Raw genomic sequence first — 21,788 nt, 5'->3', positions numbered from 1 at the left:
CTTATGTGAATAGTTAACGATTATATAATTTAATAAAAAACTCTCCATATTGTTCTTTTTTCTCTTTACATCTCCTTATAGAAGAGTTATAATTAAATTAATCCACAAGAGGTCTTACATTTTTCTAGGAAGGGAGGATTTTATGAAAGAATTTTATACTGTGGATGATGTGCAAGGTATTCTAGGAATTAAACAAGCAAAAGCATATAACATTATTAGAAAATTAAATAAGGAGTTGGAAAATGAAGGATATGAGGTAATTAAAGGGCGCATTAACAAGACTAAATTTGAAAGTAGGTATATGTATAAAAGAAATCAGGTGATTTGAATGAATAGAAAAGAAACTCATGTACTTATGAAAGAAGCCGTTCCATTAGCGAGAAAACTTAAAGGTAATTGGTCAGCAAGAATGAAAATGGCTTTGAACACTGTAATCGTGAAACATTATTTTGAAAAGCCGTTATCTCTTGAAAATGTTAATATCCTACTCCGAAAGGGGGTATCTTATCGAAGAATTTGTAAGCATTACGGTGTTGGTAGAAATGACATTGCTTCATTAAAGGGCTGATCATAGTGTGAATTTATACCACTATAAGGGCTGAAAAAAAAAAATAAGGGTGGCGGTGATGTGACACTAATAGAAGAATTTAATTTTCATCTTAAGAAATTTGAAGATCAAAGAGAGCCTGTAACCTTAGCGTTAGCACAAGTAATACAAAAAGCTATAGATGAAAGGTTGATGGATGAGTACCAAGAATTTTATGAATGGTTTATAAGATCTTTTTATGATGAAGGTAAACAGAATGAAGTTTTTAGATTTCCTCTGATTGATGAGAGTCCAATTATACATGGTGGAAATCCTAGAGTCATTATTTTAAATGAACAGCATGTTTCAAATGTTCCTGTAATTTATTAATAGTTTGCCGATCTTTGAAAAATACATATAGACAAAAAAAGCGTCTTGACGAATGATCATCAAGAACGCCGATAAATAAAAAACTAGACACTTTTTATTATATGGCATTCTTGAAAAAAAGTCATGCGTGAGTATTTGAGTGATGAACAGCAATCACTTTAAATGTTGTAGCAGGCTAGAACAAGCGTGCGAAATAGCTGTAGTCAGCTTGATGGCTATAATTAGCCTACTAAGTTGCCAAGAGGGGTTAATAATCCGTTAGCGACTGATAAGCGCCAAGATGGAAACAGAACCGGAGCGAATTTAAATAAAATTGATCTATAAAAAAAACTAAAATTAAAATGAAATGGGGATTTGAATAATGAAATTTAACTTTATTGTACCTGATACAAAAGCAACTTTTGGTGATCTTAAATTTATGGGATTGAATAGAGAGCGTTTTGTTTATGAAGATGGGAAAAGAACGGATAAATTAGAATCAAGAATATACAACCTTGCTTCAAGTGTACAGAAAGGACAGATTGAGGTAACTTTACCAGCACATATTGATCTTAAAGAGTATGAACCTTTTGTAGATGTTGAGTTAAAGACTCCACAAATAAGTGCTATGGCAATGAGTGCGGGTAATTTTGCAAATCTTAACTGGACTGTAAGAGCAGAAGACATTGTTTTAAAAGGTGCTGGTTCTACAAGTAAAGCGACTACCACTGCTGGATCAAATGATAAGAAATAATCCTCACTAAAGGGTGAAGACGAAGGCAAAAGAAAGAAATAAAAAAAATTGATGGAAAGCGTGCTAGTCTATATTTACTGTACTGGCACGCTTTTATTATTTAAGAGATTATGAGATTTAATTTTTCTTTTTAATTGTTCCAAATCCAGACATAATTATCATAATGCAATCAACAGTAGCTGCTAATATACCAATACTACAAAAAATAAAAATAATTGGAGCATTTATAAGTAAGTCCATTTCTAAGTTTTTTATTGTTGAAAAAGAAATGACATTTGTTTGTGTAAACAAAATAGCGATTAGCAGAAAAAGTATAGTTATCTCAGAACTATTATTATGAATTGAGGTCATGTGGAAGGATGGAAACTCGTTAAATTTCAAACCAGCATCAATCATTTTCTTAACATAATTTCTTGGGTAGAAGAAGTTCCAAATTGCCCCTATTCCTGAAATAGCTGATATGATAGTGAAAATATAAAATACATCAGTTTGATTTATATTTTTTTCTGAATAATAGTTGATAATTGATTCTGGGATAAATTTTGCAACTGCACTAAAAAAGTGTTGGAAGATTTGTGGATGAAATGAAGCCAAGATAATACTAAATATTAGAATATGGACTAAGTAGATTGCAAATTTAGAATAGAGTTCTAGAATTTTATCAAACATATAAAATTTGTCCTTTCAGTTTCAAATTATCGGGTTATATATTACCATTTTGAGAATAAAAAGTAAACGTAGTAAGAATAGGATGAATAAAAATATATTTATTACTTAGGAGGGAAAAATTATTTCTAAGTTTAGGATATTCAGGGCGAAAAAAATACGTTCAATAATAGTTCGTGTTCTTTTGTGGATTATATTTTTTGTCCTTTATTTTTTATATCGTAAGCCTATTGGATGGTTGCCGTTTGACATATTCATCACTGTTTTCGTAACAACTTGTATATTTCTCATGTTTGGTGGTCATTTTTTGGTCATTGACTTAGTGCATCTGTGGAGTGAAAGAATTAAAAATAAAAAACTTAAACGTTAGGAGTGTGTAATCATTTCAAAGTGGAAAAGGATGTTGTGGAAATATAGAGGTATTCGTATACGTCCTAGGCATAAAAACATTATTATGATAACAGGTGTATTAATATTTGTGCCTGTCTTTTTGATATCTATGTTTTTCTTTTGGAAAGATCATTTCATTCATTTAGATATTGTGAAAACTGTAAAGCATTTTGAATGGAATGTACCATTGATTATAACGAGTTTTTTATGTTCTGTTCTTATTGCTTCTGTCAGTGTTGTTTTAGCTTATTTTTTACTTTTTGATGTTTATAAAAAAATGCTTCATAGGCAAAAGATTGCGCGTATGATTTTTTCAAATAAGTTTTATGAGAAAGAAAACGTTAAAACAAGAAAAATATTTTCAAAAGAAACGGATACAAGAGAAAAAATCACCTACTTTCCCAAAATTTATTATCGAGTGATAGACAATTACATTTATATACGGATTGCCATGGATATGAATCGTTTTCAAAATCGCTTTCTCGACTTAGGGAAGGATTTGGAGAACGGTTTATTTTGCGACTTAGTCGGTAAGGAAATCGAAGAGGGCTTTGTGTGTTTTAAACTGCTTTATGATGTGGAGAAAAACCGTATTTCGATTGATGATGCGGTTGCTGAAAATGGTGTTCTACCATTAATGAAACACATCTCATGGAAATTTGATAAATTGCCACACATGCTTATATCTGGCGGTACTGGTGGAGGAAAAACATACTTCATGTTAACGATCATTAAAGCATGTGTTCAACTAGGGGCAGATGTAAACATATTAGATCCGAAAAATGCAGATTTAGCAGACTTAGAAGAAGTACTTCCGAAAAAGGTATATTCTCGAAAGAATGGTATTTTGATGTGCCTAAGGAAATCAGTTGACGGGATGATGACCAGAATGGATGAAATGAAGAAAATGCCGAATTACAAGACGGGTGAAAACTACGCCTATTTAGGTTTGAAACCTGTTTTTATTTTCTTTGATGAATACGTTGCATTTATGGATTTACTGGACATGAAAGAAAGAAATGACGCATTATCCTATATGAAACAATTAGTCATGCTAGGAAGGCAGGCGGGTTATTTTCTTGTTTTGGGCGCTCAACGTCCGGATGCTAAATACTTAGCTGATGGAATACGTGATCAATTTAGCTTTCGTGTTTCATTGGGTCTGATGTCTGATACAGGTTATGGAATGATGTTCGGAGATTGTGACAAAGCATTTGTGAATAAAAAAATTGAAGGTAGAGGTTATGCGGACATGGGAACAGGCACAGTGTTAGAGTTTTACAGTCCTTTTGTACCGAGGGGGTATGATTTTATGTCATCTATTAAAGAGTCGCTGGCTGGTTTTAAAGGGAGCGCAGCGACGTCAGTCGCTAGCGGCAGCGAAAAGCGACCAGATGCCAGCGGTGAAGGAGTGAGCGAAGCGAATGACTGAACAAGTGAACCCCCCCTACGCTAACAGGGGGGTAGTAATCGTAAAAGAAAAAGACGTTGAAAAGCCTTTAGTATCAATGGTTGACTACATCCGAGTAACTTTCAAAACACACGATATTGACAATATTATTGAAAATGTTCTCCATCTCAACAAAGATTTCATGGCGGAAAAGTCATCTGGATTTTATGGATATGTCGGAACATTTGAATTAGATTTCATCAAAGTTATGTATTCAGCACCCGGAGATAATAGAGGAGTTTTGATTGAATTATCTGGTCAAGGATGTCGACAGCTTGAATCATTTTTGGAATGCCGAAAAAAAACATGGTTTGACTTTTTTCAAGACTGTATACAACAAGGTGGGTCATTTACTCGCTTTGATCTAGCAATTGATGATAAAAAGACGTACTTTTCGATTCCTGATTTGTTGAAAAAAGCCCAAAAGGGCGAATGTATTTCACGCTTTCGCAAGTCTGATTTTAACGGATCGTTCAGTTTGGCGGATGGTGAAACAGGAGGAACGACAATTTATTTTGGTTCTAAACAATCAGATGCATATCTGTGTTTCTATGAAAAAAACTATGAACAGGCTGAGAAAAAAGGCATTCCGATAGAGGATTTAGGTAACTGGAATCGATATGAATTACGGTTAAAAAACGATCGGGCGCAGTCAGCTATAAAATCCTTAATGAAAACAATGGATTTAACACTTATTGCAAAGCAGATCATAAATAATTATGTAAGGTTCGTTGATGCTGACAAGAAGGTCACTAGAGAGCATTGGAAAACGAGCCTTTTTTGGTCTGAATTTATAGGGGATGTTGGAAAACTTCATTTGTATATGAAACCGCAAAAAGATTTATATCAAAAATCAAGAAACTGGCTTAAAAATTCCTGTTCTCGGACCATGAAAATGGTTATGGAAGTTGACAAACACCTTGGCAGAACTGATCTTTCCGATATGATTTTAGAAGCCGAATTAGAAGACAAACATTTAAAAATGTTAGAAGTATTCATGGCTCAAACTGCTGATATGGTTGTTTAAAAATAGAATGATACCACTCTTTAAAATAAGTGATGCGATTAAACGCATGTGTCAACGGTACCGGAACGAAGTGAGGATAAGGAGTTGACATGTTCAGCGCCACCAAAACCCTTTTAGCATTGAACAAACAACCGTTTGTTCCTGCCTACCGGCGAGGGAGTCCCCCGAAGAATCGGGGGGATGGGGGGATTGATATTTTGCAATCCAACGTGCATACGTTGGTGGGTTTGGGCAAAGCCCAAGAAAGGAGTAATGATTTGAATTCCTCGAAAAATAATGAGAGTGATATATCAATAATAGAAATAATATTTGGTTTGTTTTGTGTCTTCGTTTATGTGGCTCTGTGTTTATATGTTTCGGTGGTATTTTACGTGTCTGTGCTTAATCATAATTATATTTGGTCTGTTGTGAGTGTTGTTTTATTTGTGGCGTTAACAGTAGGAATACGCTGGGCATTACCTAAAGCCTCAAAAGATTTTAAGGAGTGGTTAAATGTTAGAAGTAAATCTGTTTAACACACCATATTTAGAAAGTGAATTAGAAAGTATCGAATGTTTAGAGGGTACGGAGGAACTAGTTGAAAGAATGAAAGAACATGTAATCAACAATCCCAAATCAACTGAAAGTTTCGAGGTTGAGTTGTCGGTTGTGGTTGATTGTTTTAGGAAAAAAATTGTAGCTATATTTAATTATATAGAAGATGAAGATCAAGAACTCGAAAAATATATTGAATGTGAAAGTGTGAAAGAAGTTGATGTTGTTTGTCTAGCGTAGACAATCAGTTTAGAAGATTGGGGTTTACTATTGGTATTCCATCTTTAGTCTTTGTGAGAAGTTTAAGTAGAGATTGTATGATTGTTGTTGAAGGACTGAGATTAAAAGGTTTTTCCGAATATCGCTATACATTTTATAAAACTCGTTATTTGCCTGATGGGAGGATGACAAGTGTAAAAGTTTATATGGAGAATGAAAGCATAAGAAGGGTGTTACCACGTGTAGCATCCTTTTTATCATTCTTAGAAAGAAGTAAACAGATTGAACAAAGTGAGGGAAAAAAAGAAGAAGAGAAAGTGGGGCTAATATGAAAGAAACAGTAAAAGTATGCAATGTAGGCGGAAAGAAAATGAAAATTATTGTAACTGAAATGAACGAACCAAACTATGAAAAAATAGCAAGATCAATTATGAAACTTACTAGGAATATTGACTTAAATACCTGTAAGAAAAATCCTGCTTGAAAGGAGTGTGAAAAATTTGCTTAAAAAGAAAAAAGACGATGAAAAAAAGGAAGAATCATCTTTTTTTAGAAAGTTGATTCAAAAAATTAAACAGGTTCAAAGACCAGAAAAAATAAATAAGAAAGTACCTAGAGATAGATCAAAAGTGATTGCCATTACATTATGGTGCAGTTTATCAGGGTTACTATTATTGGCTCTAGTTTCAGTTCTTTTATCAGTCAATACTCGCTCCGTTGTAAATGATATAAAAAATAATTCTAACAAGCCTGCTGATAATGAACAACAAAAAATTTCTGTTACTGCTGCTAATCATTTTATAGATGGATTCATTAAGGAATATATGAACATAAAAAATGACCAAGATTATATCGCAGAGCGAAAAAAGAATTTAGAGAGTTATATGGCAAAACAGTCAGAAAGTAATTTTGATGAAGAAGAAAGGTTTCAAATTGATGGCTTTAAAGGAGACAGAGAATTAAAAGACTTTAGTTTATATAACATGAAAGAAGGTGATAACTACAACCTTTTACAATATAAAGTGACCTATATAAACACTTTCCCTGTAGAAAAAGAAGTTGAAAAGACTGTAAAGAAAGGAAAAAAGAAAAAGAAGGTAAAGGAAAAAGTCACAGAAAACGAAAAGGTTGAAAAACAAATGTTATTAAATATTCCAATCATAAGTAAAGGTGATTCTTTTGCTGTTAGCTCTGTTCCGTATTTCACACAAATTTATGATTTGAAAGGAGATATTACATTAAAGAATACATCTGAAACAAAGGACGAATATACAGGAGAGAAAAAAGAATCTATAGAAAAATTTCTAACTACTTTCTTTGAAAAATATGCTTCTGAAAAGAAAGAAGAAATGGTCTATATGATGAAAGAGCCAGAAGCATTGGAAGGAAGTCTGATATTTAGTGAGATTAATAACGTGAAAATCTTCGGGGCGGAAAATAGTTTCGAGGTTCTTTGCGCTGTTCAATTTAAAGAAAAGGAAAATGATATACCAATCATTGAACATTTCACTTTAGAGATTACCGAAAAAAGTGGTCAATATTATGTAAATAAACTTAAACACCAATAGGAGGGAAATAATAGAATGGATTTCTTTAATTTTGTTATGGGTAGTTCATTGCCGACACTTGGAGGTGTAAAAAGTTGGGGAATGGATATTGTTACCCAGTTTATTGTTCTTGTTGTAATGTTTTTAGCCGCAAAACATGTTATGAAGCTTAAAGTAGGAGGTATAGTTTTTGCTTGCGTTGTTGGAAGTGCAGTCTCTTGGATTATCAAACACTGGTCTGAGTTCTCAGGTTGGATTGATGCTCTAATGAACAAACTATAATGGAGGAATCTTGATGGGGCGTTTAGTTTTTAACTACCGTAAGGCAATGAGAGAACCCAAAAAGATTCAACAATTAACAGATCATTATTCATTGCCTTTTGCAGTTGAGTTGATACCAGCAATAAACTATTTTATTTTTGTAGGTCTATGTTTTGGATTTTGGTATGGCGTGAGGAGGATTTTTCCTCACGCTTTTGATAACAGTTTTGTCATTATTGTATTGGGAATACCAATCTTTTTAACAATGCTAGTAACAAAAATAAAGCCAGAAGGAAAAAATTTATATTTGTATTTCTTTGATTTAATAAAGTATTACTTTATGATAGTAATTCCTCAAAAGAAGTTTTGTAATGATCGAAAGGTTGATTTAAGTAATGAAAAAGAAATTAAGTTTTCTAGACTTGTAAAGGTGGTGGATAATCGGAATGAAATTAAGAACGCCAATGAAGGCAATACACAAAAATCTGTTGTTAACAAGAAACGGAGAAATTTGGGCGTATTACCGAATAAGAAGCAATTCAATCCCAATGCAAAATAAAGAAAAAGTAAATTCTTATAAAAAGAAGTGGGAACATTTTTTTGAAGAAGTTACTTCATATGAAGATTTTCATATGATGATGTACCCTAGTGAATATGAACTGGATAAGCGTTTTAATGATTTAGAGACAGATATTGCGAAAGATGCTCTGGAAGTGGCTCGGTATTACAACAAAGAGACAGAAAGGATTTTAGAGCAACGCCTAGGAAAGCTAACAAAGTATGATTTTATTTTAGGTGTAAAACTAAAAAGTAGTCTTGTAAATATGAGTATGGAAGTAAAAGAAAATATACTATCTATTTTTAATATAGCAACTGACACAGTAGTCAAATTATTAGGGTGGGAACAAAATGTTCCTACTTCTTTTTTTGAAAAATATGTAGAAGTTGAAGACAATTTGGCTAGTATTCTAGCATCTGTTCGAGGAGAACGATTAACTGAAAGTGAAATGGTGTATATCAACCGTTTTCATTTCGTCCGAGGATTAAAACATCATACAAAAGAAGAAAGTGAAATCAGAAAAGTTGAATCAATTACAAATACACTTATAGATCCAACTAACCCATCTGTTTTGAATCTTCATAGTGATCAAGATAAAGGATTTGTATCTTTCGTTGTCATAGATGAGTTTCTTCATAATATGGCAGAAAGTGACCTATTTTATGAAGCGCAGTCATTGCCTTTTCCTGTAGAGGTACAAATGAAGGTTCAAACAGAGTCAAAATCAATAACAAAGCCAGCTTTAAATATTAAAAAGCAGCAGTTAAAAGAAGAACAATTTGAACAACAAAGCACAGGAGACAGAAGTGACGTTTCAACTGTTACGAGTGCAACTTTAGTTAGACATTTACAAGATGAAATTAAAAAAGAAGAAGTATATCTAATGAACTGGTTAGCCGTTATTGTTGTTCATGGGGATTCCAAAAAGGAATGTGTAAGAAGAGCAACAATTGTAAGAAGGCATTTGAAAGGTGCAGGAATAACATGCAGGCTTCCAGTTGCCGACCAGTTAAATTTATTTTATAAAATGCTGCCTGGTGAAAAAATAGATATAACAGATAAAAATTGGATTCAAAAAACAACTCAAGATGGATTAGCGGAGTGTTTATTTGCTATTAACTCGGATATTGGTTCTAAAATTGGATTCTTTCTTGGATGGGTAGATCGATTTACTGAACATACAGACTTAGAAAGTGCTATTTATTCAAGTCGGGATTTTGTGTTATTCCATCCTTTCTTAGCGAATCAGCAATTAAAAGGTTCAAAAACTCGTTCTCCTCATTGTCTCATTACAGGAGATACAGGGAACGGAAAATCTTATTTGGCTAAGTTGATTTTTAACTATGTCACGCTGCTTGAGATTAAGGCGCTTTATATTGATCCTAAAAAAGAAATGCGTAAATGGATTCGAAGAGTTTTAAATGACAAACATATTAGAGAAAACTTTCCTTTGTATGTTGCTCATTTAGAAAAATACAACTATATCACCTTAGATCATGAAAATAAAATTAACTGGGGGGCACTTGATCCAATTTCATTTTTACCTCCAATGAAAGCAAAAGAACTAGTTCAAGTTATCTTTGAGCAGGTATACGACTTTAAAGGGAAAGATGATGTAAACACAGCTTTTCTACGAGCGACTTCAAACATTATAGAGCGTAGACAAAGAGGGGAACTAGTTGGTTCTCTTAATATTATAAAAGAAATGCAAGAACACTCTGAGGAAGCTGTAAGAAAAGCAGGGGATTACCTTTATGAAGTGGTGGAGGATTCTATTTTAAAATTATGTGTTCATGATGGCTCTAATCCTGCACTGTCACTAGAAAAACGAATTACGATTTTAGAAGTTGAAAACATGGACTTACCAGAACACTCCGAAAGAATAGAAAACTACACAACATCACAATTAAAATCAAGTGCTGTCATGTTTGCACTTGGGAAATTCTGCGAACTGTTCGGTATGAATGCAGATGAACAAACAGTTGAGTTTATTGACGAAGCATGGATATTTACCACTTCACAGCAAGGGAAAAAAGTAGAAAGACAAATGAGACGTATTGGTCGATCCTATAACAATGCAGAATTTTTTATCTCTCAATCAACTAAAGATGCATTAAACGAAGAAGACTCTGGAAACTTTGGTGTTGCCTTTGCTTTTGATGAACCTAACGAACGTGAAGAAGTTCTAAAGTGGATGAATATGGAGGTAACAAAGGAAAATATAAAAATGCTCGATTCTATGTTTCAAGGACAATGTTTATTTAAAGATTACTATGGACGAACATCAAAAATTTCAATTGAATGCCTATTTGAAGAATGGGAAGGCGCACTGAAAACAGTGGAGAAAAAAGCCGTTGCGTTTGCGGAAGAAAATTATTTGTAAATAAGGGGTTGAAAATATGGAGATAGCTTTTTTAAATTCAATGATTATGACTGTACCAGGATTTTATAAAGCGGAGAAAATTACATTGCAGGATGTTCATAAATGGTTGAAATTTTGTAGAGGTTCTTATAAGAGTTTCATAGGACACAAGTCAACAGCGTTATTTTTACAAGAATTATTACGTATCGAAATTCAGCAAAATCGAAAGTGTTTTAGACAAAGAAAATATCAAAAAGCAATTTGTTTTAACTTATGTGAAAGGTTTCCAGAAAACAAAGTGCTGACAAAAGAAGATTTAAGAAATGCTAAGTATCAATTTTATTTAATTACAAGATTAGATTGAGGGAGGGAATATAGTGAAACGAAAAAAGATTCTCATAGGAACAGTTGTGGTCTTGCTTTTTTTAACATTTTTTACAGCTATATCTGTTTTTTCTGCAGATGGTGATACAACAACACAACCCAAAAGTGTAAAAGCTGGCGGTGTTGAATTGGAAGTGAAACGTTTTCCGATCTCCCGATACCAAGCAAATAACGAAAGTTCAGATGACTGGTTAAAAGGTCCTTTTATTGGATTTACAAACGTGATATTTTCCACTTCTGGTAATATAGTTCGAGTTGTTGATGCAGGTATGGATGTTCTTAATAATCTTCAACCCGTTGATAAGTTTGCTGACTCGATCACTAATGTATCAAAAACGGTGTATAAAACCTTAAAAAATAACTTTGGAGAAACACTTTTTATATTTGCAGCTGTTTATATATTTTATCTTCTCATTGCAAAGGGAAGCGTAAAAGAAGCTGTAAGAAGAAGTGTTTTTTTTATTGCTGTCTTGGTTATTGGTGGATGGTATGTGTCAAATGCAGGTTTTGTTATGAAGTCATTAAATTCATTGTCTGTGGAAGCCCAAGGAAAGTTATTAGATGCTGGAAATGGACTACTTGGAATAGCACAAGATGAGAAAAGATATGACACTTCTAACATTGAGAAAGGTAAGGAAATGGAAGGCACAATAGCAGTATTAAGAAATTTATATTTTGATCTCGCCTTAAAAAAACCTTATATGATTGTTAATTTTGGTGAAACAAATGAAAAGAGTATCAATGAAAAAGGAAGTGATGATAAGGGTGGTTTAAATAGAGTAGATAAACTACTTTCTTATAAATTAACTTCTGATGGTGAAGATGAAAAACTTGAATATATAAAAGATACAGAGATAAGGGAATATAATAATGATGCTCTTACATCTGGGAACGTATGGAATCAGTTTGGAGAATCTTTAATTGCCTTTTTCTTTTCAATTGGGTTAGGAATTCCCTTTTTGGGATTGGCGTTTTTAAACTTTTTGCTTCAAATAATAGCACTCTTGATTGTGTTTTTTATTCCGTTTGCTTTTGTTGTTGCTTATGTTCCACAGTTTGCAAATTCAGGATTTGTTGCATTAGGTCGATTAGGTAGTATCTACTTATTAAAGGCTATGTTGGGGATAATTTTTTTATTTGTGTATGTTATTTGTTTTGTCGTTGACACCTTATTGCCACCAAATAACTTTGGGATGTATCTATTAAATGTTATTGTACTCGTTTTGATATTTTGGATGGGCTTTAAATACAAAGATAAAATTATTAAGTTTGTAACTGCTGGGAAAGTTGTGTCTGTTGATAATGGTTTGATGGAAAACATGAGAAAAGATATAGTTCAGCCTTCGTGGGAATCGACTAAATCTGGAGTATCAAATACATTTAGTAAAGTAAAAAAATCATTAAGCGGTAAAAATGATGAAGAAGGAGAAAAAATAAATCATTCATCAGACCCTAGTATTTCAAGACTCGGTACTGGTTGGGGCACTGAAAACCTTGCTGAAAGAACTCCACAAAAACACCAAAATTCTAATACTTTAAATGATAAGAAGGCATTAAATAGGCAACCTCAAAATTTATCAAAAAAACAGGAAAATAATGATGAAAAGGTAACAGATAAGAATCCGAGCTCTAATATTGATTCAACTAAAGAGAATAATAATTCGAGACATTCGCCAGTATTACAGGATATAAAAAGTGAAACTGACCAACCTGACCAAAAAGAATTTAGTGAAAGAAATCAGTTGAATGATTCAAAGAATAGGGTTGAAGATCAAAACAATACTGCTGTAGCTGTACAAAAAGAACAAGAGGGTGATCAAGTAAGAAAAGCACCAATTGTAGAAGATAACATAAAGGAAACTGAAAGAACAAATCGGGTTGTTACAGGAGATCATAAGGGATTAAGTGAACATTCTCAACCTGCAAAAAGTGAGCAACCTAAATATCTTCAAACAACAAATAAACAGAATAATAGCAGCAGTGATGTAAAAATTGTCCGTCCAGTCACATCTTCTTCTAGTGTTCAGGCAGACAATTTTTTTGATGGAGAAAAACCAAATACCCAGTCCAAAGAAACACAGTTTGTAAATAGAGACACTACAAAGAAAGTGGCATCAAACAATGATAGCTTAAAACGAAGTCATCAAATAACTGTAAATCAAGAGGGGAACGTTTCTCTAAATGAAATAATGGGTCGTTCATCCTCAAAAGGTGAAGGTAGGTTAAGAAGGGATGAAAGAGCGTGATTAAAAAGGAGAGGTTGTTTTGAAAAAAATCTTTCTAGGATTCTTATTTTCTTCACCTTTTCTTATCCTCATGATCATTTTTGTGGTGATAACTGCAACTATAGCAGGGAATAAAAAAAATAATAATGAAAATGAGGGTATAGGTGAACATGATAGTGAATATGTTGCAAATGGAATAAGTCCAGAAGTTGAACGTTTTCGAGCAGTGTTTGAAAAGTATGCTAGAAAAGAAGGCATTTTTGACCAAGTAAATATTATTATGGCGCTCACCATGCAAGAAAGTGGTGGGCGCTCTTTAGATATTATGCAAAGTTCTGAAAGTATTGGTTTACCACCAAATTCTATTGTTGATCCCGAAGAATCTATAAAAGTGGGAATCGCGCATTTCAAAAAAGTGTTTATTAAAGCTGGAAAAGATGTCAAACTCACATTACAATCATATAATTTTGGTTCTGGGTTTATAGATTACGTGAAAAAGAATGGTGGGAAATATACTAAAGAATTAGCCAATAAATTTAGTCGTATACAAGCTATTAAACAGGGATGGGCAAGCTACGGCGATCCTGAATATGTTGATCATGTTATGCGTTATTTAAAAGGAACAAATAACGTTAAGCCTGTCAATGGCTCAATAAACGGTTATGAAACAATCATGAATGAAGCACTAAAATATGAAGGAAATCCATATGTGTGGGGGGGTTCAAATCCCAAAACGGGTTTTGATTGTTCGGGATTGGTTCAATGGTCATATCGAAAAGCAGGGATTTCACTTCCGAGAACAGCACAGGAACAGTACAATTCTACAAAGAAAATAAGTGAAAAGAAAGCAGTAGCAGGAGACTTAGTTTTCTTTGGTGGTACTTATGAAGGTAAATCAATTACTCATGTTGGGATATATGTAGGTAATGGTAGAATGTTTAACTCAAATGACAGTGGAATTCAATACTCTGATCTTAAATCAGGATATTGGAGAAAACATTTAGTTTCTTTTGGAAGAATTAAATAACAAAGGAGAAAAATTAATGAAGAAATATATATTTTTTGTAGCATGTATGATATTGGTTAGTGGTTCGATTTGTTGGTTTATTCATCTTTCTAATAAAGGAGAAATAGAAATATTGACAAAGAAAAATGAGGTGCAAAAGAAAAAAATAGAACAATTGAATATTAGAGATGAAGGTGGTGCTTTAAAAAACAAAAAATTTTTTGAAGCATTTTTTAATTACAATGATATAGATAAGCGTTATGAAGATATCAAGAAATTAACAACTAATAAAGGCTATGATTATGCTTTTCCATCACGTACTGATCAAAAGCATACAGTGAGTATAAAAAGTGAATTACTTTCATTGGAGAGTTATTCAAAGAAAATTGATGACTCACACGAGTTATATTTAAATGTTGTGGAACTTGCTACAACTGCAAATTCGGTTACAAGTAATCAAATATTAATTGTTCAAACTACTTTAAAAAAGGTTAATTATGAATGGATGGTTGATGAAGTACATGTTAAAGGGAATGGATGAAAAGTGGAAAGGTAAAAACAAATTAGATATACTGAATATTGAAAAAGAAGGGAGCGGATATTTTGAAAAGAATTTTTATTTTCCTTAGTATAATAATGATATTTGTGTTGGCTGGTTGTGGTGGGAATAAATATGATGATGCAATTGATAGTACAATTAATCAATATAAAGAACATTTGAAAAAGGAAGGGTTAACTTATTCTGATGTAAAAAGAAATAACGCTATAGTAAGAGTTTTTGATGAGGGTAAATATATCCAGTTCGCTTTTTATTTAAAAGATCATTCTCGTAAACTTTCACCATATATCTATTATGAAAAGTTAGGAGATACTTATGAAAGAATGAAGAGGATGCCTGGTAATGGTGAACGTGACCGTTTAGGGCTTGATAGAAAAAAACCAGATTATGAAGAAGTTAAGGGGAAAGAAACGGAGTTAAAGAATTAGGATAAACTAATTTAAAAAGCAGGCTATAAGCCTGCCTTTTTTTTGTTTTTATAACGTTATCTCTTCTGTATATCAGACTAATTATTCTGACCAGTAAATGTTTAATTGAGGTGGTTCCTTACTGCCTCTTGGACTATACCAAGTGATTTTATTTATAAATGACATTAACTCTTTATTTAATTCAGTTTCATCTAATTGATTCCAATTTGTAAGGAATAAATCAATTTTTTCAAGAAAAGATTTTTTTGATTTTACTTTGTCTTCTTGAGAGGTATCCATTAAATGTTTAAGTTCTATTTTAAGATTGTCTAATTCAATAGTTCGTTTGGATTTTCTTTCTTTAAAATAGTTTAGGTCAATAAGATCTTCTTCTAACTGTAATTGAAGCATATGTAATGCTTTTTCAATCTTTTTTATTTGTTCTTTTACCCTGTTTATTTTAATTTGTTTAAAGTCTATTGTTTGATTGTCGCTTTGTAAATTTGTGATTTCCATTGATATTTGTTTTCTTTTTTCTTTGATATTGTCTATTATAATTCCCATCATCACATCATACATTATTCCGCTGTTGTGGCATTTTTCTCCCAATAAGTTTACTTTTCTACATGATTGAAAAACCCTTATTCCACCTCTGTCACTTTTTCTTGTGATTGTATGAACCCTTCCGCATATACCACATCTTATTAAAGTAGATAATCCATGTTTTTGCATTTTGGATCTTGGAGAGAGCATTTTTCTTTTGTCTAAAACTTTATTAGCCTTTTCCCATGTTTCTTCGTCAATTATAATAGGCGATGCATCTTTAACAATTATCCATTGTTCTTCAGGTCTTACCTTGCCTTGGGATTCATTTCTTCCTTTAATGCGATTGGAAACAATCCATCCTTTGTAAATTGGTGATCGAATTATTCTCTTAACACTGTTGCCATGAAATAAATTCCCTCTGTTGGTACGATAACCAAGTTGATTTAATTTAATTGCTATATTGTCAATACCTATTCCATCAATAACCATTTGGTATGCCATTTTTACAGCAACAGATTTTTCTTCATCTATTTCTAACTTTTTTTTAAGTCTATTATATATATAACCATAATTAGGTGTTCCGTTCGACCATCTTCCCATTCTAGCACTGTCTTTCTTTCCTTTTCTTAGCTGAGCTTTAATATTTTCATATTCCCAATTGTTAACAAAACCAGTGAATTTTAATGCTTGCCAATCTTCTTGAATTTCTAAGTCATAGATTCTTTCACTATCTGTAACAAAAAGGATGTCCTCTTGTCGTAATAAACTCATGAACTTGGGTGTTTCTGCATCATCTCTTGTAACCCGAGCAAGATTTACAGATAAAACAGCATCAAAAATTCCATCATTAAGTTTATGAATCATTCTTTGGTATTCGTTGCGGTTGTTATCCATAGAACTACCGACTTCTTGAAAAATTTCATAATTCCAATTATTTTTTTTTGCAATTTCTAATAAACGTTTTCTGTGCTTTGCAAGGGTTTCTTCTGTTTCTTCTCCTTCATTGTTTCGAGATTTGCGAAGATAAATTGCTACACGTTTGATTTGATCTTTTGAGTTCAATAACATCACCTTTATAAAAAAATGTTATTATTAGGTTATCATAATTTTACATGGGTAGCTATACAAACTTGACACCAGTGACAAGTCGAATAGCCGATACTCACAAGCACGGGTTTGTTCTCGCGTTTCGCTTTTTCAAATGCTTCTTCCCCCCAAGGGAACCAGTCTACGGGGTTTTGGGCATGTTGGAGTAAGTATGGAGACTTCTCAGCGATTAATCGATTGGGTTTATCGTTAGTTGGCATGGGATCACCTTCTTTCATCAGATTTTTATATGTATTTAAACATACCACATTTAAATATAAAAAATACCCTCCTGATTATAAAGAAGGCATTATTAGTTCAAGTGCTATCTTTAGGGTACTATGTGACTCCATTAAAAGTACTGCTATTCATTTTCAAATTTTTCTTGCTGATTTACACAGTGATAGCATTGCCCCTCATACAATGCAATGCTCATATCACTCCATGCAATTGTTTCACGACACCACTCGTTAGGACATTCTTTCATATACAAATCATTATTTAACATATCAAGTGTTTAATTGGGGTTTATACCTTCTGCAAATGCTTTTTTTACTGAACCGATTCGCAGCATTACCTTCTAATTGATTATCATCTATAAGCTCTTTTAAATATTTTTCAAGCCCCAACTACCCGAATTTACATTTTTATAGTCTCTTTCATCATTTTTTAAACGCTCAATTAATGAATTTAACTCTAAATTGTTGACTATTTGATTTTCTCCAATCGTATATTTAATATCTTCATTATATTAAATTTTGTAAAATAATTCGTTACGTTCGAAAAAGTGCTATACAAAATTATAAGCAGTTTAAACCTTTTGAAGATGTTGAATTGGTGAATCCGCAAATTAGTGCTATGGCAATGACTGCTGGGAATTTCGCCAATCTTAACTGGTCAGTAAAGGTTGAAGATATTGTTCCTAAAGGTGCAAATTCTGCAAGTAAACCAACAACTTGTGCTACTGGAAATGATAAAAAGTAATGCCAGACCAGTACAGAATAATAGGTGATCTGTATGAGTGAGTTTTTAAAGAAACTATTTTGGAAGTATAGGGGTAAACGTATCCGTCGTAAATGAGGAATAACGTAAAATTAGCAGTCGCAATAATCTTTGTGCCTGTTTTTTTTATTATCTGTGTTTTTCTTTTGGAGGGATGATCTGATAAATTTTGATTTCCCTTATGTAATGAAGCATTTTGAATGGGATGTACCGTTAATCATTAAAAGTGTTATTTGCTCTGTATTAATTGGGATTGGGAGTCTAGCCGCTGCTTATGTTATCTTTTTTGAGAGCAATAAAAAAATACTTCATAGGCAAAAAATCGCGAGAATGATTTTCTCTAACAAGTTTTACGAAAAAGAAAACGTTAGGGTCAAAAAGCCTTCTAAAGAAGCAGACATAAAAGAAAAGATCACATACTTCCCGAAAATATATTATCGGGTGAAAAATAATTATATTTATATTCATGTGGCAATGGATATGAGCCGTTTTCAACATCGCTTCCTAGACCTGGGAGAAGATTTAGAAAACGGCTTATTTTGTGACTTGGTAGATCGAAAAATGGAAGAAGGATTTGTGTGTTTTAAACTTCTATATGATGTTAAAAAGAACCGTATCTCTATTGATGATGCGGTTGCAGAAAATGGTGTTCTTCCATTAATGAAGCATATGTCTTTTTTGAAAAGCACATATCTAAAAATTTATAAAATATAGGATATTTTCTAAATAATAAAAAAAGTGTTGATTTATTCCGTTAAATTTTATACCATTGTAAGGTAAATACTTTTTAGGAGGAATATTGTGATTAAAGAAAACTTTGACAAGCTTGTACATGATCATTTGAACACATTATCACAAGGTTATATTAACAACTTAAGTAAAGAATTTTCTGAAAACCAGGTTGTTATTTTGGACAAACTACTTCCAGATGCTTTAAAAGCTGGGGTGCATGCTGAAGCAAAGCATCTACTAGTTGAGCATGCAGAAAGAAGAGATATTGACCAAATGAAGGTAACTGGTAATACACCACGACATTATGATAGTGTAGGTAGAGATAGTATCACTGAAAATTCTGAATTAATCCCTTCTTTCTTTAAATCTAAAGTAATACAAGGATTTCTAAAAAAAGTAAATAATAATGAGTCACTACATCCTGTCCCTTATGAACCAGAAGAATACATAATTAATAGTCAACAAGCAACCGGAGATACCCATGGTTGGCACTGGGATGACTACACTTTTGCTTTAATTTGGATTGTTGAAGCTCCTAAAAAAGGTGATGGTGCACTAATTGAATATGTGCCAAATACTGAATGGGACAAAAGTGATTATGAAAATTGCGTACAAAAAGTATTAGATACACATGAAGTTAATAGTTTGTATGTACCAGAAGGAAGCTGTTACTTAATGAAAGCTAGCGCAGCACTTCATCGTATTACACCATTAACAGGGGATTTACGACGAACTGTAATTGTATTTACATATGCTTCAGATGAAGACTTCAAAAAAGAGATTACTCACGAAACAATGGAAGAAATCTATCCAAAAGATACAAAAAGTGAAGAACAGGTTATGGTTTAGAAAAGTCCGAATAGTTTAAAAGTTGGTGGAATAAGTTGAAGATATAGGCTTATGTTTATTTTCAATAGCTTATTCTTCAACTTTTTACTTTAGAAATTAAAGAAAATTAAACAAGGTGGAATATTTATGACTAAAAAATATATATGTATTGTTGATGCATTCTCAACAGGTGCAGAGCTAGCTTCAAAATTTAAAATGCATGGATATAATGTTATTCATGTACAATCTTCAGAAAATATTACAACCGATTTGTTAGATACATTTAAACCAGACGGATTTGATCAACAATTTATACATAATAGTAATATTCAATGTTTAATAGAACAACTACAAAAATATGAAATTTCCTATGTGATTGCAGGAACTGAAACTGGTGTTGTTTTAGCCGATGAATTGGCTGCAAAATTCAATTTACCAGGTAACAACCCAAACACCTCTTTACTTAGACGAAATAAGTTTGAGATGCATGAAGCACTTCGCCGAAATGGACTTGCACATGCAAAACAAGGATATTTTTCAAATGCAGAAGAGGCTATATCTTGGGCTGAAAATCAGAATATTTGGCCTGTTGTTGCAAAACCTTTGGATAGTGCAGGTTCGGACAATGTTTATTTTTGTTATAATATTGAGAATCTTAATAAAGCAAGTAATTTAATTCTTAATAATAAAAACAAGTTAGGATTGGAAAACAAAGGTATATTAATCCAAGAATGTTTGGTAGGGATACAATATTTTATAAATGCTGTTACAATTGATGGGCAGCATGCAATAACTGAAATATGGAAAGATAAAAGAAACCGAGGGATTTGTGATGTTGAAGAATTACTTCCATATGAAGGTGTAACACAAAATGAGATTATTAGTTATGTAAGAGAAGTTTTAACTTGTTTAGGTGTCGAACAGGGGCCATCACATACTGAGCTGATGTTTACAAAACATGGGCCTGTATTAATAGAATGTGCGGCTCGAATGATGGGTACTATCTTAGAAGAAGCTGTAATTGCTGCAATTGGTGATAGTCATGTAACTACAACAGTAGAGAGATATGTTAATCCTGGCAAATTTAAACAAAGATTAGAGGAAGGTTACATTTTAGAAAAGAATTTATTCTGTGTAACTTTAGTCTCTAGTGAAACTGGAATAGTTGCTGAAACCTTTTTAAAAGAAAAGTTGGAAAAACTAAGTTCGTTTTATCAGGTATTCCACTCGCCAAATGTAGGAGAGAAAATATTTAAAACTGTTGACTTATTTACTAATCCGGGGATTATTTATTTGCTTCATTCTGATAAAGAAAAAATACAAAAAGATTATGAAGAAATTAGAAAATTAGAGAAACAAGGGGAATTTTTCCGTGTTGAAAGTAGAATTTAAAAAGGCTTCATTAGTCGGTATTTGTTTTGTATTAATTTATAATATTTTTTCTTCAATAAAAGAAGTCGTTTCAGGTCATTTAGTCCAAACACTTTCTCCTTTTTTATTGGTGTTTTTAACGTTTAGTTTTGCCTTTGTTTTTTTTCAAGTTTTTTCTTTTTTAAAGAATAAAAGCGAATATTCGAAACCTTTACAAGATTATTCAACATTAATCAAAGTGAATATTTCTACAGTAGGAGCTTGGTTAGGCTTTTTTTATGGTGTTAAATATTTAGAACCAGCTATTGTAAGTACACTTATTGCAGGATTTGGCCCAGCAATCGCTACAATTTATCAAAGTTATTCAAGTTCAAAGAAAAATGTCAATCCAGTTGAAAGTTACTCAGCTATAGGCATACTAGTGTGTTCTATTATACTTGTTCTCATTTCACTTAATGGGATGACGTCAGTAAAAACTTCGGATGCTTTTGATATTATAATGGGAGTATCCCTTACAATTATTAGTAGTATATGCGTAGTGGTTACGACCTTTTATACAAAAAAGCTATCCAGTCTCGGATGTTCTCCAATAACGATCATGGCACATCGTTTGTACTTTTTAATACCGGTGTCTTTAATCGCTTTTTTTGCTACTAATACACAAAAGGTTTCAATTACGGGGAATATTCCAATCATTTTGTATATAGCGATATTTGGAGCTACTTTACCATTGCTTTTTTTACAGTACGGAATAAAGTATTGTACACCAATAATGGTTGTTACTTTATTAGCCATAGCACCTTTATTCACTTTTTTATTTGAATTAGCTGACCCTAGATTAAATCTTAGTCTTTTTTCACTTATATTTATTGTGCTATCAACAGCGTTATGCGTATTATCAACTGTAAGCTCTTTAAAAAAAGAGCAGCAAGTTGATAATGATAGTAAAATGAAAAAAACAATAGGTTAAAAAAACTG

At 32.4% G+C, this 21,788-nt stretch carries 26 protein-coding genes and 2 pseudogenes; 25 read left to right on the top strand and 3 right to left on the bottom strand.

All coding sequences use genetic code 11. The annotated features are described in order from the left end of the window. Positions 1–142 precede the first annotated feature (142 nt). The 5 genes and pseudogenes from PDT38_RS17170 (at position 143) to PDT38_RS17155 (ending at position 1,649) form a co-directional block, all read left to right on the top strand. Positions 143–328 carry an ICEBs1 excisionase gene (locus tag PDT38_RS17170; protein WP_270803315.1) on the top strand — a complete coding sequence of 62 codons (186 nt, stop codon included), beginning with the start codon at positions 143–145 and terminating at the stop codon, positions 326–328. Next, complete coding sequence (locus PDT38_RS17165; RefSeq protein ID WP_270803313.1) at positions 329–568, top strand: hypothetical protein; 240 nt, start codon at positions 329–331, stop codon at positions 566–568. It abuts the gene before it with no gap. Positions 569–628: 60 nt separating this feature from the next. Further along, entirely contained in the window at positions 629–916 is a 288-nt protein-coding gene (locus PDT38_RS17160) for a hypothetical protein (RefSeq protein ID WP_270803311.1), read from the top strand. Between the two features lie 208 nt (positions 917–1,124). Then, positions 1,125–1,219 (top strand): annotated as a pseudogene (locus PDT38_RS19535) (hypothetical protein); the annotation flags it as partial. Between the two features lie 58 nt (positions 1,220–1,277). Continuing rightward, entirely contained in the window at positions 1,278–1,649 is a 372-nt protein-coding gene (locus PDT38_RS17155) for a YdcP family protein (RefSeq protein WP_270803309.1), read from the top strand. 117 nt (positions 1,650–1,766) lie between these two features. Here PDT38_RS17155 and PDT38_RS17150 read toward each other — a convergent pair whose 3' ends face one another. Then, complete coding sequence (locus tag PDT38_RS17150) at positions 1,767–2,318, bottom strand: hypothetical protein (RefSeq protein ID WP_270803308.1); 552 nt, start codon at positions 2,316–2,318, stop codon at positions 1,767–1,769. A 397-nt stretch (positions 2,319–2,715) separates the two neighbouring features. Between PDT38_RS17150 and PDT38_RS17145 the strand changes: the two genes are divergently transcribed. The 15 genes from PDT38_RS17145 (at position 2,716) to PDT38_RS17075 (ending at position 15,266) form a co-directional block, all read left to right on the top strand. After that, positions 2,716–4,137 (top strand): helicase HerA domain-containing protein, encoded by a 1,422-nt coding sequence (locus PDT38_RS17145; protein WP_270803307.1) that lies wholly within the window; start codon positions 2,716–2,718, stop codon positions 4,135–4,137. Continuing rightward, on the top strand, positions 4,130–5,182 hold the full coding sequence (locus tag PDT38_RS17140) for a replication initiation factor domain-containing protein (RefSeq protein ID WP_270803305.1): 1,053 nt from the start codon (positions 4,130–4,132) through the stop codon (positions 5,180–5,182). The genes PDT38_RS17145 and PDT38_RS17140 overlap by 8 nt, the downstream gene beginning before the upstream one ends. 197 nt (positions 5,183–5,379) lie before the next feature. Next, on the top strand, positions 5,380–5,697 hold the full coding sequence (locus PDT38_RS17135) for a hypothetical protein (RefSeq protein WP_270803303.1): 318 nt from the start codon (positions 5,380–5,382) through the stop codon (positions 5,695–5,697). Continuing rightward, on the top strand, positions 5,675–5,956 hold the full coding sequence (locus PDT38_RS17130; protein ID WP_270803302.1) for a hypothetical protein: 282 nt from the start codon (positions 5,675–5,677) through the stop codon (positions 5,954–5,956). Before PDT38_RS17135 ends, PDT38_RS17130 begins: the two co-directional genes overlap by 23 nt. After that, positions 5,944–6,267, top strand: coding sequence for a hypothetical protein (locus PDT38_RS17125; protein WP_270803301.1), 324 nt, complete (start codon positions 5,944–5,946; stop codon positions 6,265–6,267). The genes PDT38_RS17130 and PDT38_RS17125 overlap by 13 nt, the downstream gene beginning before the upstream one ends. Next, positions 6,264–6,419: a hypothetical protein gene (locus PDT38_RS17120; protein ID WP_270803299.1), complete on the top strand. Its 156-nt coding sequence runs from the start codon at positions 6,264–6,266 to the stop codon at positions 6,417–6,419. The genes PDT38_RS17125 and PDT38_RS17120 overlap by 4 nt, the downstream gene beginning before the upstream one ends. 16 nt (positions 6,420–6,435) lie before the next feature. Then, positions 6,436–7,503, top strand: coding sequence for a conjugal transfer protein (locus PDT38_RS17115; protein ID WP_270803298.1), 1,068 nt, complete (start codon positions 6,436–6,438; stop codon positions 7,501–7,503). Positions 7,504–7,518: 15 nt separating this feature from the next. Further along, on the top strand, positions 7,519–7,764 hold the full coding sequence (locus PDT38_RS17110) for a hypothetical protein (RefSeq protein ID WP_270803295.1): 246 nt from the start codon (positions 7,519–7,521) through the stop codon (positions 7,762–7,764). A 13-nt stretch (positions 7,765–7,777) separates the two neighbouring features. Then, positions 7,778–8,302, top strand: coding sequence for a conjugal transfer protein (locus PDT38_RS17105; RefSeq protein WP_270803294.1), 525 nt, complete (start codon positions 7,778–7,780; stop codon positions 8,300–8,302). Next, the gene (locus PDT38_RS17100; RefSeq protein WP_270803292.1) at positions 8,190–10,685 is read left to right on the top strand and encodes an ATP-binding protein; all 2,496 of its coding nucleotides are present in this window, start codon (positions 8,190–8,192) and stop codon (positions 10,683–10,685) included. The genes PDT38_RS17105 and PDT38_RS17100 overlap by 113 nt, the downstream gene beginning before the upstream one ends. A gap of 16 nt (positions 10,686–10,701) precedes the next feature. Further along, positions 10,702–11,028 carry a YddF family protein gene (locus PDT38_RS17095; protein ID WP_270803290.1) on the top strand — a complete coding sequence of 109 codons (327 nt, stop codon included), beginning with the start codon at positions 10,702–10,704 and terminating at the stop codon, positions 11,026–11,028. Between the two features lie 13 nt (positions 11,029–11,041). Beyond that, positions 11,042–13,294: a CD3337/EF1877 family mobilome membrane protein gene (locus tag PDT38_RS17090; RefSeq protein ID WP_270803289.1), complete on the top strand. Its 2,253-nt coding sequence runs from the start codon at positions 11,042–11,044 to the stop codon at positions 13,292–13,294. Between the two features lie 19 nt (positions 13,295–13,313). After that, positions 13,314–14,300 (top strand): bifunctional lytic transglycosylase/C40 family peptidase, encoded by a 987-nt coding sequence (locus PDT38_RS17085; RefSeq protein WP_394356304.1) that lies wholly within the window; start codon positions 13,314–13,316, stop codon positions 14,298–14,300. Between the two features lie 46 nt (positions 14,301–14,346). Continuing rightward, entirely contained in the window at positions 14,347–14,820 is a 474-nt protein-coding gene (locus PDT38_RS17080) for a hypothetical protein (protein WP_394356307.1), read from the top strand. A 62-nt stretch (positions 14,821–14,882) separates the two neighbouring features. Further along, a complete protein-coding gene (locus tag PDT38_RS17075) occupies positions 14,883–15,266 on the top strand; it encodes a cystatin-like fold lipoprotein (protein WP_270803286.1) in 384 nt (127 codons plus the stop codon). An 81-nt stretch (positions 15,267–15,347) separates the two neighbouring features. Here PDT38_RS17075 and PDT38_RS17070 read toward each other — a convergent pair whose 3' ends face one another. Together PDT38_RS17070 and PDT38_RS17065 are read right to left on the bottom strand one after the other, a co-directional pair. Then, positions 15,348–16,859, bottom strand: a complete 1,512-nt coding sequence (locus tag PDT38_RS17070; protein WP_270803285.1) for a recombinase family protein — start codon at positions 16,857–16,859, stop codon at positions 15,348–15,350. Between the two features lie 32 nt (positions 16,860–16,891). Then, positions 16,892–17,098, bottom strand: coding sequence for a DUF255 domain-containing protein (locus PDT38_RS17065; protein WP_317134967.1), 207 nt, complete (start codon positions 17,096–17,098; stop codon positions 16,892–16,894). 529 nt (positions 17,099–17,627) lie between these two features. On the opposite strand from PDT38_RS17065, the gene PDT38_RS17060 reads away from it, so the two are divergent. The 5 genes and pseudogenes from PDT38_RS17060 (at position 17,628) to PDT38_RS17040 (ending at position 21,780) form a co-directional block, all read left to right on the top strand. Next, positions 17,628–17,861, top strand: a complete 234-nt coding sequence (locus tag PDT38_RS17060; protein WP_317134968.1) for a DUF961 family protein — start codon at positions 17,628–17,630, stop codon at positions 17,859–17,861. 33 nt (positions 17,862–17,894) lie between these two features. After that, positions 17,895–18,557, top strand: a pseudogene (locus PDT38_RS17055) (ATP-binding protein); the annotation flags it as partial. A 123-nt stretch (positions 18,558–18,680) separates the two neighbouring features. Continuing rightward, on the top strand, positions 18,681–19,460 hold the full coding sequence (locus PDT38_RS17050) for a HalD/BesD family halogenase (protein ID WP_270803284.1): 780 nt from the start codon (positions 18,681–18,683) through the stop codon (positions 19,458–19,460). 126 nt (positions 19,461–19,586) lie between these two features. Beyond that, complete coding sequence (locus tag PDT38_RS17045) at positions 19,587–20,831, top strand: ATP-grasp domain-containing protein (RefSeq protein WP_270803283.1); 1,245 nt, start codon at positions 19,587–19,589, stop codon at positions 20,829–20,831. Beyond that, the gene (locus PDT38_RS17040) at positions 20,812–21,780 is read left to right on the top strand and encodes a DMT family transporter (RefSeq protein WP_270803281.1); all 969 of its coding nucleotides are present in this window, start codon (positions 20,812–20,814) and stop codon (positions 21,778–21,780) included. The genes PDT38_RS17045 and PDT38_RS17040 overlap by 20 nt, the downstream gene beginning before the upstream one ends. Positions 21,781–21,788 lie beyond the last annotated feature (8 nt).

This window comes from Bacillus changyiensis, from assembly GCF_027706145.1.
Taxonomy (GTDB): Bacteria; Bacillota; Bacilli; order Bacillales; family Bacillaceae; genus Bacillus; species Bacillus changyiensis.
Note: the sequence above shows the minus strand (reverse complement) of the source record. Positions and strands in the feature narration are given on the sequence as shown.